The organism is Rhizobium sp. YTUHZ044 (genome assembly GCF_051123975.1).
GTDB lineage: Bacteria > Pseudomonadota > Alphaproteobacteria > Rhizobiales > Rhizobiaceae > Rhizobium.
On the sequence record NZ_CP101429.1, the window covers coordinates 87203 to 102976 of the forward strand.

The following is a 15774-nucleotide window of genomic DNA, read 5'->3' on the forward strand; positions in this document are numbered from 1 at the left end:
CATGTCTCACCAGTCCCGGCTGATGGGGAAATCTGCCGTGGAACTGGCTTCGTCAACAGTGCCAGTTTATCAGCATGTTCCTAGTCCAGTTCGGCGAAGGTAGAGGCTTGCCACGAGAGGATGCAATAAGATGCTCGGCGAGCCGGGTCTTGCTGTCAGCCCGCACCCTTCACCGCATCGACGGCCGAGGCGACAAGTTGAATGCCCTTCTCGATCTGCCTCGGTGTCAACGCCGAATAGCCCATCACCAAGCCGAGCCGCTCGCGTGGCGCCTCAGTTGCCCCTGGTTCAGAATCGTAGAGCGGTGAAATACCGTAGAGGCCGACGCCGCGTTGGCGCGCGGCATCCATTAGGGCGATCTCAGCTGATCCGGGCAGCCCATTGAACCAGACGACGACATGCAATCCGGCATCCGCACCCTCGACCGTGACGCGGTCGCCGAATGCAGTTTCAAGAGCGCTCAATAATGTCTCACGGCGCTCCCTATTCAGTCGTCTGACGCGACGCACATGGCTCTCATAGGCGCCACTTTCGATCAGTGAGGCGAGCGCCTCCTGCTCGGTCATGGGTGTATGGCGGTCGGTCAATTGCTTGGCGGTTGCGAACACCTCCTGCAATTGTTTTGGCACCACGAGGTAGCCAATGCGCATCATCGGCGACAGTGTCTTTGAAATGGTGCCCAGATAAATGACGTTGCGCCCGTCCGCCAGGCTCTGGAGGGGCGGAACCGGGCTGATGTCGTACCGGTACTCACTGTCGTAGTCGTCCTCAACCACATAGGCGTCTCTATCCCGAGCCCAAGCGAGAAGCTGGTGGCGACGGCTGATCGGCATGACACCGCCCAAGGGAAACTGATGGGATGGTGTTACATAGGTTATCCGGGCGTCGATTCCTGATAAGTCCGGGGTCTTCAGGCCGCCCGCGTCCGCGTCCACTGCCACGGCGGAAGCCCCGGTGCTTGAGAAGATCTGGCGAGCCATTCGGTAGCCGGGATTCTCCATCACAAATGCGCTGTTCGCGTCGAGGAGGATCCGAGCGCAGAGATCCAGCCCTTGCTGGGAACCATTGACGACGATGATTTGTTCAAGATCGCATTGCAACGTCCGTGCCCGCCAAAGGTAACCCTGAAGGGCTTGCCGCAGGCGCCGGGATCCTCGTGGGTCCTCATAGGCCAGCCGCCCGGGTCTTCGGGCAATCACCGAATTGATAGCGCGCTTCCACGCCAGTGCCGGAAAGTCAGATGGGGCAAGATCGCCGTATCGAAAATCAACCGCCAGGTTGGTTGGCAGATAGTCGAGCCACGGCGAAAGCGCCCGAAGTCTTTCGCCGTAAGCAGAAAGCGGCCCGAACGCCTCCTGTGTGGTGTCGGATTCTCGCGGCCGCTGTCTCAGCTCCAGCGCTGTCACACGCGGGCGGGCGCCTTGGCGCAGCTCCACAAAGCCTTCAGCGGCAAGCTGTTCATAGGCAACTGTAACCGTTGTCCGCGACACATGCAGTTCATTGGCCAGGCTGCGTGAGGATGGCAGTTGACTTCCCGCTTCATAGACACGGCCAAGGATCTGACTCTTGAGCGCCTCGTAAATCCTGCGTGCGCCCATCCTGGGCGCGTGCGCTGCCGCCGCTTGGTTTTCCGACTGGACCATATTCTTTCTGCCAAACTGGATGTTTCATGCCGGCCAGTATGATGCCAGTCTGGGCCAAAGCAAAGAGGATACGATCCAGCTATGACAGGCGGCAGCGAGCATGACAAATGTCAGAAGCAATCTGACCACTTTCACGCGGCAAGCTACGCATTCGACACGCGAGCCATTCATCATGCGTTCAGCCCGGTGGACTACAAACGGGCAGTCCAGCCGCCAGTCTTCCTGACCTCGACCTACGGCTTCGAGAGCGTCGAGGCGAATGACGCCGCAGCAGCGCTCGGCGGCAGACTTTATGCGCGGGAATACAACCCGACCACAGAGATTCTCGAGCAGCGGCTTGCGAATCTGGAGGGGGCTGAGGCGGGCCTTGTCGTATCGACCGGAATGGCCGCCTTCGGCACTCTGATCCTCTCATTGCTGTCGCAGGGCGACGAGCTTCTCGTTCACAAGACGCTTTATTCGAATACTGTCGCGATGGTGGAGCAAGGTCTGCCGCGCTTCGGCATCAAGGTCGTTTCCGTGGACCTCTCTGATCCCTCGAACCTCGACGCGGCGATCACGGAAAAGACCAAGCTCGTCTACTTCGAGACACCCGTGAACCCGCTCAGCAGCATTCTCGACATTGCCGCAATCTCAGAGCGCGCGCACGCGCATAGGGTGAAAGTCGCGGTGGACAGTACCTTTGCTTCTCCCGCACTTCAGCGGCCGATCGAGCATGGCGCCGATATCGTGCTTCACTCTCTTACGAAATACATCAACGGCCATGGCGACACCTTGGGTGGGGCGCTACTCGGCGACGCGGAAACGCTCCACCGCTTGCACGAAACCGGTTTGCGTTACATTACCGGTGCGACCTTGGCGCCGCACTCGGCCTTTCTGATCATGCGCGGTCTGAAAACACTCTCGCTTCGGATCGATCGGCACAGCGCCTCGGCTCTGGCGATCGCCCGTACGCTCGAAGCGCATCCCGCCGATGGCCGATCTGCTTGGCGTCTGCCAGGCCGAGCCGCCCCGCCCCATCCTCCCTCTGCCGCCGCTTGCAAAAGAGAAGGTGGCACACTGCCTGACCTTGCTCGAGCAGGATCTGCCCTGACGCATAGCAAGTTCAGACGCCGACGGAGGATCACGACGGCATTGCTTTACATCGTCTGGGCATTACCCGCGCTCATCGTCATCGGCCTGCTGGCAAGTGGTCGTGCTTCTACGCTCGTTGCCGCGAGCATCGGCTTGCTGGTGGCAATGGGTGTCGCGCTCGGCGCGGCGCCCGGCGAATTCCAGATGTACGATGGCGCCAGCGCACTCTTTCGCGGCGCGTGGATCGGCTGGATCGTCGTGCCATATATACTGGGCGGGCTGTTATTCTGGCAGATGGCTATTCGGCCAGGAGATGCCGAGATGCCGGTCGAGAGCCTCCAGCAGAACAGGCAGTCCAGGCGGAGTCTGCTGTTTGCGGCGTGCTTCCTGATCGGCCCGTTTTCTGAATCCGCGACCGGGTTCGGTGTCGGAATCGTCGGGACAATGCTGCTGTTGCGCAGGCTCGACCTGCAACCGGTCTATCTCATGGCCTTCAGCCTGCTGAGCCAGACAATGATCCTGTGGGGCGGCATGGGTAACGGTGCGATCGTCGCTGGCGCCTTCTCTCGAAGCGATCCGACCATGCTCGCTGTCAACGCCAGCTTCTTTCAAGTCGCCCTGAATGCGCTCTGGTTGCCGCTCTACTGGAGGATGGCTAGAAAAGCAGGTATCGGGGCTTCATCCCGCGAGTGTCTCAGCGAGGTCGTCTGGCTCGGCGGAAGTCTCCTCCTGCTGATTGCCGCGACGCGAGCTCTGGGGCCTGAAGTTGCCATGCTCTGCGCCTATGGGCCAGTCATCATGCTGCGTTATCTTGTCGATGAGCGCCCCGATGCGGGCCAACTCCTTGACGCCCTCCGGAGGATGGCGCCATTTGCACTCCTCATCGGATGGCTCATGGCAACCCGCCTGATCTCGCCCCTGAGCGAACTCTTGCTGCAAACAGGGCGGCTGGAGCCGTTCGTCGGAGCCCCGGCCTGGTCGCCGCTCTTCCATGCGGGCACCTGGTTGGCGATAGGCGCCGTTCTCAGCGCCTTCTCCTACGGCCATGTTTCCAGCTTGGGAAAGCAAGTGGCGGTCGCGCACGCCAGATCATGCACAGGCACAAGTTCGACGCGTTGCTCGTCTCGTCACCGCCCAACGTCCGCTATTTCACGGGCTTCGATTCCCAGTTCTGGGAAAGCCCGACCCGGCCGTGGTTCGTGGTCGTTCCGCTTGAGGGCGATCCGGTCGCCGTCATCCCTGAGATCGGCGCGCCCGAGATGGCGCTGACATGGATGAAGGACATCCGCACCTGGCAGGCCCAGCCGGGCCAGTGCGGGCATTAGCCATAGAGAAGGCCGAAGCACTCGTCATTGCCCTTCTTCACCGCAAGCCCCATGACGACCGGGAACAGGATTTCCGTGGGTTCTGCTCATCAACACCGAGGGCGCGACCGATCCGGCCTCCTACGAAAACATCGTGGGATCGAAGCCAGCAGATGTGCTCAGCGGACCCAGGCCTCCACAGGGCACGAGGCCATCAAGACGGTCGTCGTCGAACCAGGCGATGCTCGAGTGCTACACCCCTTCAATGGTTGCCTGGCGCATCCTGGATGCGACCTCCAGCGCGTTCGTCACAGTGACCGAAGACGAGGCCAAGAGCGCGATGCGCAAACTGGCCTTCCGCGAGCGTCCGGTGGTCGCCGGAGGACCTCATCAAGCGAGATCAGCGGAGTGGCAGTCTCGTCGCGCCACAGTCTGAGATAGGGGCGCACAAGACTGGGAGCGTCGGTGCCGAGAAGCACCTTGTCGTCGGTGCGCAGACTTTCGTGGCTCGAACTATCGCATCCGACCTTGATGAGTTCGATCTCAAAATCTTGCGGCTGGTCCAGCAGGACAACCAGACACCTCAGCGGGTCATCGCTGACAAGATCGGCCTGTCTCCGCCCGCGGTGGCGCGGCGGCTGCAGCATCTGCGTGAAGCGAAGTACATACGTAGCGATATTTCGGTCTTGGATGAGACGGCCATCGGTCGTCCGCTCACGATTGTTGTCCATGTCACCACCGACAACGAAAGGCTGGACCTTCTCGACGGGATGAAGGAGCGTTTCAGCAAATGTCCGCAGGTCCAGCAGTGCTATTATGTGACGGGGGAAATGGACTTTATCCTCATCCTCAACGTCCGCGACATGGCAGAATACAACGAGCTTACAAGAACCCTTTTCTTCGAAGGTGGGAATGTCAGAAGTTTCCGCACCTGTGTGTCGATGGAGAACGTGAAGACGTATGGGCCAATTCCTGTTTGAACCTATATTTCCGGACTGGTGAGTATTCTTCGAGAGAACAGTCACGCACTCGAGTAACCACGAGCGCTGAGGACCTGCTGTCACGGATCGGTGCCGACACCATTCGAGCCGTGGAATTCGCTGGACAGCCTTGCGCGAACCTCGGTGGTAAGCCACCGCGCGGCAGGGCCCGGCGGGTTGGCGACATTGTGAATGGCGTAGATCGGATACTCGCCCTGGTCGAAAGCGGGAAACGCAAGCCGGACAAGGCGGCCATCGGCGATGTCACCCTTGACCAGGGATGCCGGGAGCCCGCCCCAGCCCAATCCGCCGCGGATAAACTGATGCTTGGTCGCGTTGTCGCTGACCCGCCAGGTCTTGAGTGAGAAGACGTTGAAGTCGCGTCCCTTTGTCAGCCCAGAGGCGTCGTATACCACGAGCTGCGTCTCGTCCCTGACGTCGGCAACGCTGATAGTCCGGTCCAGCATTCCAAGGGGATGGTCCGGAGCTGCGACGGGTATCATCGCAGAATGGCCGATCCGTTCGGAAACGATCTGATGATTTCCCGTCGCCATAAAGCCGCCGAAGCCGACGGTCGCCCTCCCGGTAATGACCGCATCCATCACGATCCCGAGCGTGCCGACGGTGACATTCACAGACACGGTTGGGTACAGGTTTCGGAAGGCGCGCAGCACAGCGACAACGATGTCTGAAGGCACGGCGCTGCTGATGGCGAGGGGCAGCTCTCCCTCAAGTCCTTCGTTTAGCGCCTTCACCCGCGCCCGCATCAAATCGAGATCCCCAAGCAACCGGCGCGCATCCTCGAGAACGGACCTGCCAGCCTCTGTAAGTTGCGGCCGCTTCGTCCCGGAACGGCCGAAGAGCGCCACTCCTAGCTGCGCCTCGAGATTGGCGATCGTATAGCTAATGACCGATTGCGTGCGATTGAGCGCGCGGGACGCCGCCGAGAAACTGCCTTTCTCCACTACGGCAAGGAATACCTGAAATTGATCCAAGGTTGGGTGCGGCTGCATCTCTCATCGACCGTATCGATATGTTGGTTCGAATTTATGCCGATTTTCCCGATGACCAGCAAGCTTTACATCATGGCTAATTCACCTGCCGCATTCTTTCGAAGGGAACTGCACATGTCATCCATCCTGCTTCTCACCGCCAGTCCGCGCCCCGGCTCCTTCTCGACCCAGATCGCCGCCGAGCTTGCCGAACGGCTAAGGGCAGCCAATCCTACCGGCGCCCTTGTTCACCGTGACCTCGCCGCCAACCCGTTACCGCATATGGATGGTGGGTTCACGACCGGAATCCACAAAGCCGCCGAAGATCTGAACGCTGCTGAAGCGGCTGCACTCCGCCTGTCAGATGAACTGGTGGCGGAGATTCTGGCGGCGGACACGCTGATAATCGGCACCGCCTTCATTAACTTCAACATCACCTCGAATCTGAAATCCTGGATCGACTATATCGGCCGGGCAGGCAGGACCTTCCAATATACGGCTAGCGGTCCCGAGGGACTGGCCAAGGGCAAGAAGGCTTACATCGTCTTAGCCTCGGGCGGGATCTACTCCGAAGGCCCGGCGGCAGCGCTTGATCATGCCACGCCCTACCTGAAGTCAGTGCTCGCCTTCATCGGCATCACCGATGTCGAGGTGATCCGTGTCGAAGGTGTGAACCGAGGCGCCGATGGCGCCGCAAATGCCGTGACCGCCGCGCGGGCGCGGATCGCTCGTATCGCCGCCTGAAGCCGCTTTACTGAAACAGGAGCTTTCCATGCAAGCAAACACCGTCTCCACTCCCATCCAGCCAGCTGGGAAAGTACTGCAAATCAGCCTCTGGAGCGTTCAAACGCTGATGTTCGCCGCCTTCATTCTGTTCGGTTTCCAGAAACTCTTCATGCCCGCCGAGGCCCTGGCCGCTATGTGGCAGACCCAATGGCCGGTCGAGTACCCATCGCTATTGCGCTTGACCGGATTGATCGATGTAGCGGGTGGGATCGGCATCCTCTTGCCTGCTCTTACCCGCATCCAGCCGCGCCTCACCGTGCTTGCGGCGCTTGGCTGCACACTGCTGCAAATCTGCGCAATCATCTTCCATGCCATGCGGGGCGAATTTGCCGCCCTGCCGCTAAACTTCATCCTGCTTCCCCTCGTGGCCTTCATCCTGTGGGGCCGCGGCAAGCGGGCGCCCGTCGCGCCGCGCCGGTAGAGGACCGCGCCTCAAAGGGAGCAGTCCCCTAAGCGTCGTCAGCGGCTTGCAGCAGGCCATCGGCCTGTGTTCGCGGGTCCTCATCGACCCCGGAAGCTCCCTGGTGCTGGAGGAACCCTGCTACGCCATAGCCCGCGGCATCATCGTCGCCAACGGGGCGGAGCCGATGGCCGTCTGTGACAGGGACGGACTGGATTAGAGCAGTCTTCCAGACCCAAAAGGCAATGCATTTAAGTTCCTCACGCCAAGGCTCCAGTTTCCGCTGGGAGGGGTGCTGCCGCAAGCAAGAAGACAGGTGCTGATCGAGTGGGCGCTGGCTGGCAACGCCTACATCATCGCAGGCATCCTCCATCGACATCCATACCTGATACGAAGCCAGAGCCACTGCAAACAAGAGGCGATCGGCTCGTCCGATGGCCCCTTGTCCTCTCCAAGGCACATTCACTCAGCGGCGAGATGTTTGGGACTAAGGCGCAACTCAACGGCGCGGCGGTGGCCCTCCTGTTGTTCGGTCGATGGCAAGAATGCAATCAACCCTACGAAATCAACTAGCTCCCAAACCAATGGGTCAGGTGTACAACATGGGCTTCCGTCATCTCCGATAGGTCGCGGCCGCGGCACGAAACGGGAGCTTCAGCACCGTCGGCAACGAATTGAACCTTTGACCAGTCGATCATTAGCGAGCGCAACCGGGACCGCGAGCGGCGCTGCGCCATCGATCGCTCCGGTCTGCCGGATCGCCGACCGTCCTTGTCAACGGCAAGGGTCTTGATGCGTTAGATCGCGGAAAGGCGGGCCAACATGTTCCGAAGCTCAGCATTCTCCGCATACAGATGCGCCCGCCACAGCGCCTTCAGCCGGCGGTTTTCGGCCTCGAGCGCGTTGAGGTCCTCTGCGCCAGCCTGCTGCGATATCCCCGCGGAAACGGATCGGGCTGGCGTTTTCTTTTTTGGCCCCATCGCTTTCAAGGCAGCGCGGCGCCTCATAGGAGCAGCGGGGGCTGTCTCTTCTTGCGCGGGGACGGGGACTGGCACGTTTGCAGCGTCATCCGTTTTCGCTGATGGTTGTGGCAAATCCGCCGGCTGGGTCGGCAAGTCAGAGGTCGTCGCCTTCACGAGGGCCGCCACGGACGGTTGTTCGTCGGGTTTCACGATCGTCTCGAGAATTCTGGACTCGGATCGATGGGGTGCAGGTGATGGCCGCACCGCACCGAGCTCTGCGTCAGCGCCAACGCCGGTCACCGCCAGATCGGATTCCACCGCACGCGCGATCGCCTTGAGGTCGGTATCACCCCAGATCGAGGCGCCTTGGCCTCTTTGCTGACGCCGGCCCGACTTGAATTCGACAATGAAATTGCGTCTTGCTTTCATACAGACCTTTATCCGGAAATGAAGGAACGTGACCCCGTGACACGTGGGGTTCGCCGCACAGATAGGCAAAGGCGTGCGTTTTTGCAACGCAGGCGGTATAGCCTGTCAGCCTAGTCCAGACCGAGCCGCTTGCGCAGTTCGGCATTCTCAGCGCGAAGCTTTTCCGCGAGCTGCTGGCGCAGCCGCTTGTTTTCCTCTTCGAGCGCGACCAGGTCCGCCAGAGTATCGACGCCGGCGCTGGGCTCGACCCTGGCGTCTGGCTGGGGTTTGGCGGCGGGCGCCTCCACCGCGCCGGCGGTCCGTTTCCATTGGTAATAGGTCTGCTCGGAAATCCCGGCGTCCTTGATCGCCGTCTTCAGGGTGTCGCCGGCCGATGCGCGCGCCTCGATCTGCGCGAGCTTTTCGGCGCGCTTGCTGTCGGAGTAACGGCGCTGCCGCACACTGTTCGCAGGCGGCCCAGCCTTGCTCGCTTTCGCGCCGGCAGACAAACGTTTCCCCTTCGCCGATGATGTGCGCCTCTTCGGGGGATGCGCCGTCTCGCTGGTCTCGGCCCTGGACAAGGGCTGGGCCTGTTCCAGATTTTCTTCGTCCGCCATGGTAAGCTCCCGGTTGGAAACTTCTTTTCAAACGGTTGAAGGGGTGAGTCAACAGCATGCGGTTTGGATTACGCGTCGACAAGTTTCGATCGACCGTTGCAGCAGATCTTCGCTTCCCCCGGTGAAACGAATGGCGGGCTTCGATGGTGCCGTCGCAGTGACCTGTGGGAACCGAATGAGCGAGGCGGTTCATGCGCCAAGCGGAAGGGACACTGCGATCACCACTCACCTTCTTCTAGCAACTCAGGTCACGGAATGGAGTTGACTGATTGAGCAAGACGCGGCCACGGAATCCATTGGATATCTGTGACGTTGATGAGCATGGCCCGCGGACTAAAGCCCGCCCATGCAGGGATACTTCATCTCGAGATAGTCCTCGAGGCCGTGCCGAGATTCCCTCGCGACCGATCCCTGACTGCTTGACGCCGCCGAAGGGGGCTGCTTCCGACGACATACGGCCGGTGTTGATGCCGACCATGCCGTATTCAAGCGCCTCGGCCACTTTCCAGACGCGTTTGAGATTGGAGGCGTAGAAATAGGCGGCAAGACCGTAGATCGTGTCATTGGCTGCGCGTGGTTCCGATTACATGCGTGTGGACGTCGAGAATGCCGGCGCGTTTGAGCGTATTCACAACGACATCCTCTCCACCTTGCCCGGTGTCTGCGAATTCACTCGAGTTTTCTATCCGAGATGTCCTTGGGGTTCGTCCCAGGCTCCGACGTTGACCGTGAAAAAGCTAGCGTCAATTGAACAAGAGGCGGCTGCCGGTCATGCGGAGAGTCGTTACTGTGCAATTGATCCCCTTGCCTATCCGAAGTTCGACTGAAGCCCCGCTACCTCCCACGACCTCGGCCATCTGGAAATCAGATGGCCGCAATATGCAAACTGTTCTTGTCTGCGAGATCACCGTTGCCTCTAATGATGAGGATAAAAATAGAGGAGGGAGAATTGTTTCGCAGATGCCAACTCGGAGAGACCTCGAGGCGGTTTCAGTGAAAGATCGTGCTGAAGTAACTGGTTTCTCTCGTGTATGCAGAGATATGCCCGAAAGCTCTTAGATCCGCTAAATCCCTAAGTCGAACGCCAGTCTGTTGATTGCCACTGAGAACTGATGGAGTGGATGCCCCCTCCGACGGCATTGCAATGTGCCTGAGTGATGTTCGCCAGAACGTCACTTAGAGGAGAGAGCATCCATGAAGGAAGTTAGCATCGTCGGCCTGGACCTTGCAAAGCGGGTGTTTCAGGTTCATGCCGCAGGAAGCGATGGAAGTTTGGTCTTGCGCAGAAAGCTGTCTCGCGGCCAGGTGGTCACCTTCTTTACGGAACTGCCCAAATGCACGGTCGCGATGGAGGCCTGTGCCACAGCGCATTACTGGGCGCGTGAGATCGGCAAGCTTGGCCACGAGGTTCGATTGATCCCGCCGGCTTACGTGAAGCCTTTCGTCAAACGACAGAAGAATGATGCTGCCGACGCGGAAGCGATCGTGGAAGCAGCGACCCGGCCGTCGATGCGCTTTGTCGTTCCGAAGTCTGAACCGCAGCAGGCCTGCTCCATGCTCTTCCGGACGCGGGACCTCTTCGTCCGTCAGCGAACGCAGCTTATCAATGCCCTTCGAGCACATCTGGCCGAGCATGGTGTCATCGCACCGCAGGGAATTGCGAGCCTGGCGTTGCTGGCGGAGATTGTTGAAGATCACGACACGGGCCTCGACCTTATCGTTGTGGAGACCGCTCGACTGTATCTGGACCAGATAGGAGTGCTCTCTTCTCGGATCGCATCGCTGGAAAAGGCGCTCAGATCGGAAGCGAAGCGTTCGCAGAGCACCGCCCGCCTTATGTCCATGCCCGGAATGGGACCGATTACGGCAATGGCAGTCGAGGCTTTCGCGCCCACCATGGTGACCTTCAGAAGAGGACGAGATTTTGCGGCCTGGCTCGGCTTGGTGCCAAAACAGCATTCGAGCGGAGGAAAGCAGGTGCTCGGCAGAACATCGAAGATGGGACAACGCGACATCCGTCGGCTTCTTATCATCGGCGCGATGACCGTCATTCGATGGGCATGCCGGAAAGCCCCACCTGAGAACTCGTGGCTGGCACGGATGCTGGCGCGCAAACCTCGTATGCTCGTTGCGATCGCCCTCGCCAACAAAATGGCTCGATCCATCTGGGCAATGATGACCAAGAACGAAGATTACAAGGATTCCGCTCTGGCGGCAGCGTAAGATGGCTGAGCTGAAGTCAGGACGGATCGTCGGCGTGTGAGGAGGTCAGCGAACGGAAGGACGAAGATCGGTGAGAGTGGGGCTGGGAATGCATCGGGCGGGTCAAGGGGTCGTGACGGGGAAAAAACGGAAGGTTCTGCCGCAGGCGGAAAGCCGTTTTTTTGCCGGCGCGACAAGCGGCTCTGCCGCGCCTGCCCCTTGATCCGAACGGCCGACGATGTCATGGGCGCAAACAAGCAAGGCGGCCCGCACCGGGCCTCGACACCGGATGCGCGAGCAGCCGCTGGACAAGCGATCGTTACCGGGATCGGCGGAGACGGACGCAGGCCGGCTCCGTGCCATCGGCATAGAGCGTGGCCGACCGGTACGGGCGGTGTCGCCTACGACCACAACGAGAAGGCAACGAGCCGGAGTTGATCAATGGAAACAAGAGACTAGCATGACGTTCCGCCGATGACAGTGGAGCAACGCGAAGACGCTCTCGCTGACCTCGCTATCATTGTGCGTGGTGAGGAGCTCGATATGCCGTGGCGGCGCCTGCGGATCCTACTCGACTACAAGCTCGTTGAGATCAATCAACCAGAGGAAGCCAGACTTCCATCGGCCTTACCGAAGAGGGCATCCGGTTCCTCGAGAAGAGTTAGCCCAAGACGCGCGGTCGTTCCTGTCAACGCCGCGCTCCGAGCCAACCGAAGGTCGGTTCCGTGACGACAACGCCGCGCCCGAGGAGAGCCGATCAGGAGACACAGCCCTCCGACCGCGCCGCCGCGACGTGCAACGAGCAGGCGCGGTCCTGAGACAATGAAGAGTATCGGAGAAATCAGCATAGCGCCGACCGCGAGGGCGGGATTTCGGGAATTCTCGTCGCGCAGGGAGCGGAAAGAGGGCAGCCGCAGGAGGCTCAGCATAGCGACCCGAAGGGAGAGCCGGGACCGACTGCCCCCGCTCGCTGCGCTCCGCTTGGTCAGGGCGGGCAGGGGAGCTCGATGAATGGGGGCGGCCCCTGGGACTCCTTGTCCTGTCCCAAGTCGTTCAACGCAGTTTGGGACCATGACCGAAGGTGCGGGTGCTAAGTCCTGGAGAAGGGTCTTGATGTCGGGCGCGTTTGCTATCCATGCGCAAGTGACCGTTTCCCACGAGGCTCCGGAAAACCCTACGGCGCAATTGGGGAGCGCGGGTTTCCTCCGCCTGCTCGCTCGCCTGCGGCTCGCTGCGGCCGCGGCCGCGCCGTCCCACGGCGCTGCGGCTGGAAAACGGTCTCACCACCTGCAAAATCCCTTTCGGCCGAACATCAAGATGGCTGCGATCAGCACGATCTCTTTCGGGAGGGCAGGGAAGCACGAGGGGAGGGGTTCAGGGCTCCTCTCGTACCGCAGCGCGCCCGCTCGACGCGGGTGCCGGCGGTCACTGGCTCTGCCAGTTGCGCCGAAGGGGAACGGTCCCCTTCGGGCAGTGCCGGTGTTTCGATCGAAGGATCAATCCCACGGGATGACAGCCATCAAATCCTCATCGTCCTGACCGGGATAGCGCCCGAGATTGGCATTGAGCCTACCGTGGCCGGTGCTGACCGAGAGGCTGAAGTAGTCGCCGCCGTTCTGGTTCTTCTTCTTCCATATCCCGCCGAGTTCAAGGCGGAAAGCCGTTTTTTTGCCGGCGCGACAAGCGGCTCTGCCGCGCCTGCCCCTTGATCCGAACGGCCGACGATGTCATGGGCGCAAACAAGCAAGGCGGCCCGCACCGGGCCTCGACACCGGATGCGCGAGCAGCCGCTGGACAAGCGATCGTTACCGGAATCGGCGGAGACAGACGCAGGCTGGCTCCGTGCCATCGGCATAGAGCGCGGCCGACCGGTATGGGCGGTGGCCCGCCTCCCGATTCACCGCCTGCGAGGGACCCTGAAATTCCATTGCGAATTTCCCGAAGAATGCCCATTTAGCTGAATTCTCGGCGAAATCGCCGGTTTCAGCGCGTGGTGAGCCGTCGATATCGGTTGACTGGAGGACGACTCGACACTATGTTGAGAGCTAACAACTAACCCAGCATCCTGAGAGACATGGGCTCCGGGCGGTTGGGGTAAAAAGCCGGCGCAAGCCGGTTTTTTTATGTCTTGGGGGCAGGATTGCCGACGTTACGAACACGCGTCTATATCGACGGCTATAATCTCTATTACGGCTGCCTACGCAAGACGGCGTTCAAATGGCTCGACGTTCTTTCCCTGTTCGAAACGCAAATCCTGCCGTCGATCCTCTACCGTCCAGCGCCGGATGCCGAGCCGGCAACGATGGCCCTGCATACGGACTGCGCGATCAAATATTTCACGGCCAAGATCATCGAAAGTGCGGCCAAGGGAGAGGACTCGGTTTCTTCGCAGGCCCAATATCACAATGCCTTGACGACGCATTGCGGTGGCAGGCTGTCCTTCGTGATGGGCCACTATTCGCTCTACAAGGCCAACCAGCATATCGTTCCCGCCGACGATCCGAAACGCTGGCCGCGCGACTGCGACAAGATTCAGGTCTGGAAGCTCGAGGAGAAGCAGTCGGATGTGAATCTTGCACTTCATCTCTATGACGATGCGCTCAGCGGCGACGTCGACCAGGTGGTGCTCGTCACCAACGACACCGACCTTGTGCCGGCGCTGGAGATGTTGGAGGTGCGTTGCCCCGACATCGTTCGCGGCTTGGTGATCCCAACGCGCAAAGTCGGCGCGGGCGGAGATCTCGAACGCGAGGCAAACGTGTCGCTGGCCAAGCTTGCGCATTGGGTCAGGCGGCATATCTCGGAGGATGAGTTGCGGGCGTCGCAATTGCCCGAAGTTGTCCCCGGGCGCCGGCGGGCCAGCGTCAAACCGCACTCATGGTATGCGAAGCCGCATCACCTCGCGAAAATGCTGGAGATGGCCCGCCCGGTGCTACGCACCGATGGCGAAACTTTGAAATGGGCGCGCAGGGAGAACGCGCATCTCGACGACCTTCGCCCGATCGACCTGATCGAGACGGATGCTGGCGCGGTCGAGGTCTTCCACTATATCGAAGCCTATATCCGCGAGCAGCTCGACAAGGCCGGCGAACAGGATGATTTGTCCTCCAACTCCTGAAATCAATGGGTGGGAAGGGAATATGAGGGATGAGGCTTTGGGGCATCCCTCGTCCTGGTCCGCACCGCTCGTATGCGGCAAGGGCCAGGCACACGGCAAGCATCGGCGGTCCGGCTCATGACCTGCTGACACGAAAGGCAAATGCGCCGCCTCTCTCGGGGGCGCATTTGCCTGCCTGTTCACGCCTTCAGCGCCGCCATCCTCTCGCCGAGCAGCCAGAGCGCCTTGTTGAGCTTGATATCCTGATTGATGCCGTTGACGGCGCGGGACTTCACACGGCGTGGCCTGCCGAGATCGTCACGGCCGACGCCGCGCAACCCACCTTTGATGGCGTTTTCCTGAACCACATTCCAGACAGTCCAAAGATCATTGGCGCGGTCGTCGTGACGGCGGGGAACAAGCAGCTGTTGCGCCTTGATCGGCGTCGTGGTCTCCCCTTCGTTGTCTCCGAAGCGCAAGACATGGGCGGCGTCCGCGAGAATGTCGGCCTCCTCATGATTCAGCCGCAAGGTCGACCAATCCTGCGGAGCGGCAAGGGTTCGTTCTGCCTCGCCGAGAACACGATAGGTGCCCTCGATGACCTTGTGCTGCACATCTCCGGAATGGCGAACCTTGATGGCGTCGATGGTGCCGGTCTGCGTCACCAAGGAATTGAGGCAACGGACGCGGAAAAGCCCCGCCATAAGCTCGTAGGCACTCGTGCCGTCATTGGCATTCTTGAGCAGGATTTCGCAAACAGTGTCCCCGACGTTGTAAACCTTGCCGTCATCGACGCGGCGCAGGCGAATGAGGTGCTTGGTAAAATCCGCCTTGCCTTCCGTGCGGCTGCGCGACTGCTTGGCGCCGACCGGCATGAAGCCTTCGTTCATGAGGCCGCGCAGCACCTCGATGGTCGGAATGGGTTTGAAACGCTCGGACCGACTTTCATGGGCGGTCACGGCAAAGATCAACGGCGCGATGCGGCGCATTTCGGTTTCGGTCAGCGCGCGGCCGGTGTCGAAACGTGCGGTGTCGGTGTAGATGCTCATTGTCTGTCTCCAAAGTTTCCCGCTGCCACCCCGAAGGGCAAGCCCCCCTCGGGCGAAGCCTCCCCGTCTTTCCGGGGGAATGGCCTCTGACATTCCCTTGGACAGAGGGGGGAGGGCGAAAGCCCGCCCCACGGCGGCGGGCGGGACTGTCAAGTGGCGTGGCGCGGAAGGCGGGAGATCTTCTCGGGTCCGCTTGCGGACTGGTGCGGAAGATGGAGCGGCTTCACGGGCCGCTTGACCGGCCCGGCCGGCGATGTCAG

10 protein-coding genes and 5 pseudogenes are annotated in these 15774 nt (G+C 60.7%); 9 read left to right on the plus strand and 6 right to left on the minus strand.

The features are described 5' to 3' along the window. Nucleotides 1–155: 155 nt before the first annotated feature. Nucleotides 156–1643, minus strand: a complete 1488-nt coding sequence (locus tag NL154_RS28250; RefSeq protein ID WP_430961181.1) for a PLP-dependent aminotransferase family protein — start codon at nucleotides 1641–1643, stop codon at nucleotides 156–158. An 81-nt stretch (nucleotides 1644–1724) separates the two neighbouring features. On the opposite strand from NL154_RS28250, the pseudogene NL154_RS28255 reads away from it, so the two are divergent. From NL154_RS28255 to NL154_RS28270, 4 genes and pseudogenes are all read left to right on the plus strand, one after another. Next, nucleotides 1725–2615, plus strand: a pseudogene (locus tag NL154_RS28255) (trans-sulfuration enzyme family protein); the annotation flags it as partial. A 1193-nt stretch (nucleotides 2616–3808) separates the two neighbouring features. Next, nucleotides 3809–4018: pseudogene (locus NL154_RS28260) on the plus strand (aminopeptidase P family N-terminal domain-containing protein); the annotation flags it as partial. A gap of 241 nt (nucleotides 4019–4259) precedes the next feature. Further along, nucleotides 4260–4403, plus strand: a pseudogene (locus NL154_RS28265) (diaminopropionate ammonia-lyase); the annotation flags it as partial. Between the two features lie 121 nt (nucleotides 4404–4524). Then, nucleotides 4525–5001 (plus strand): Lrp/AsnC family transcriptional regulator, encoded by a 477-nt coding sequence (locus NL154_RS28270; RefSeq protein ID WP_430961176.1) that lies wholly within the window; start codon nucleotides 4525–4527, stop codon nucleotides 4999–5001. Between the two features lie 80 nt (nucleotides 5002–5081). Here the strand turns inward: NL154_RS28270 and NL154_RS28275 are convergent, their stop codons facing one another. Beyond that, complete coding sequence (locus NL154_RS28275) at nucleotides 5082–6014, minus strand: LysR family transcriptional regulator (protein ID WP_430961175.1); 933 nt, start codon at nucleotides 6012–6014, stop codon at nucleotides 5082–5084. 114 nt (nucleotides 6015–6128) lie between these two features. Between NL154_RS28275 and NL154_RS28280 the strand changes: the two genes are divergently transcribed. Beyond that, a complete protein-coding gene (locus NL154_RS28280) occupies nucleotides 6129–6737 on the plus strand; it encodes an FMN-dependent NADH-azoreductase (RefSeq protein WP_430961174.1) in 609 nt (202 codons plus the stop codon). 28 nt (nucleotides 6738–6765) lie between these two features. Beyond that, nucleotides 6766–7200, plus strand: coding sequence for a DoxX family protein (locus NL154_RS28285; protein ID WP_430961173.1), 435 nt, complete (start codon nucleotides 6766–6768; stop codon nucleotides 7198–7200). A gap of 776 nt (nucleotides 7201–7976) precedes the next feature. Here the strand turns inward: NL154_RS28285 and NL154_RS28290 are convergent. From NL154_RS28290 to NL154_RS28300, 3 genes and pseudogenes are all read right to left on the minus strand, one after another. Beyond that, nucleotides 7977–8570, minus strand: a complete 594-nt coding sequence (locus tag NL154_RS28290; RefSeq protein WP_430961172.1) for a hypothetical protein — start codon at nucleotides 8568–8570, stop codon at nucleotides 7977–7979. Between the two features lie 110 nt (nucleotides 8571–8680). Continuing rightward, nucleotides 8681–9166 carry a transposase gene (locus NL154_RS28295; RefSeq protein ID WP_430961171.1) on the minus strand — a complete coding sequence of 162 codons (486 nt, stop codon included), beginning with the start codon at nucleotides 9164–9166 and terminating at the stop codon, nucleotides 8681–8683. Between the two features lie 333 nt (nucleotides 9167–9499). Beyond that, a pseudogene (locus NL154_RS28300) lies at nucleotides 9500–9740 on the minus strand (aldehyde dehydrogenase family protein); the annotation flags it as partial. On the opposite strand from NL154_RS28300, the pseudogene NL154_RS28305 reads away from it, so the two are divergent. The 3 genes and pseudogenes from NL154_RS28305 to NL154_RS28315 form a co-directional block, all read left to right on the plus strand. After that, nucleotides 9730–9892: pseudogene (locus NL154_RS28305) on the plus strand (transcriptional regulator); the annotation flags it as partial. The pseudogenes NL154_RS28300 and NL154_RS28305 overlap by 11 nt on opposite strands. A gap of 468 nt (nucleotides 9893–10360) precedes the next feature. Then, nucleotides 10361–11389 (plus strand): IS110 family transposase, encoded by a 1029-nt coding sequence (locus tag NL154_RS28310; RefSeq protein WP_430961170.1) that lies wholly within the window; start codon nucleotides 10361–10363, stop codon nucleotides 11387–11389. A 2119-nt stretch (nucleotides 11390–13508) separates the two neighbouring features. Further along, nucleotides 13509–14486, plus strand: coding sequence for an antitoxin Xre/MbcA/ParS toxin-binding domain-containing protein (locus NL154_RS28315; protein ID WP_430961201.1), 978 nt, complete (start codon nucleotides 13509–13511; stop codon nucleotides 14484–14486). Between the two features lie 179 nt (nucleotides 14487–14665). Here NL154_RS28315 and NL154_RS28320 read toward each other — a convergent pair whose 3' ends face one another. Further along, entirely contained in the window at nucleotides 14666–15514 is an 849-nt protein-coding gene (locus NL154_RS28320) for a DUF932 domain-containing protein (RefSeq protein ID WP_430961200.1), read from the minus strand. Nucleotides 15515–15774: the final 260 nt, after the last annotated feature.

What these genes read in the sequence shown, in the direction of transcription:
- NL154_RS28250 (WP_430961181.1), bottom strand. Translation starts at nt 1,643, where the DNA reads ATGGTCCAGTCGGAAAACCAAGCGGCGGCAGCGCACGCGCCCAGGATG.
- NL154_RS28275 (WP_430961175.1), bottom strand. Translation starts at nt 6,014, where the DNA reads ATGCAGCCGCACCCAACCTTGGATCAATTTCAGGTATTCCTTGCCGTA.
- NL154_RS28280 (WP_430961174.1), top strand. Translation starts at nt 6,129, where the DNA reads ATGTCATCCATCCTGCTTCTCACCGCCAGTCCGCGCCCCGGCTCCTTC.
- NL154_RS28285 (WP_430961173.1), top strand. Translation starts at nt 6,766, where the DNA reads ATGCAAGCAAACACCGTCTCCACTCCCATCCAGCCAGCTGGGAAAGTA.
- NL154_RS28290 (WP_430961172.1), bottom strand. Translation starts at nt 8,570, where the DNA reads ATGAAAGCAAGACGCAATTTCATTGTCGAATTCAAGTCGGGCCGGCGT.
- NL154_RS28295 (WP_430961171.1), bottom strand. Translation starts at nt 9,166, where the DNA reads ATGGCGGACGAAGAAAATCTGGAACAGGCCCAGCCCTTGTCCAGGGCC.
- NL154_RS28310 (WP_430961170.1), top strand. Translation starts at nt 10,361, where the DNA reads ATGAAGGAAGTTAGCATCGTCGGCCTGGACCTTGCAAAGCGGGTGTTT.
- NL154_RS28320 (WP_430961200.1), bottom strand. Translation starts at nt 15,514, where the DNA reads ATGAGCATCTACACCGACACCGCACGTTTCGACACCGGCCGCGCGCTG.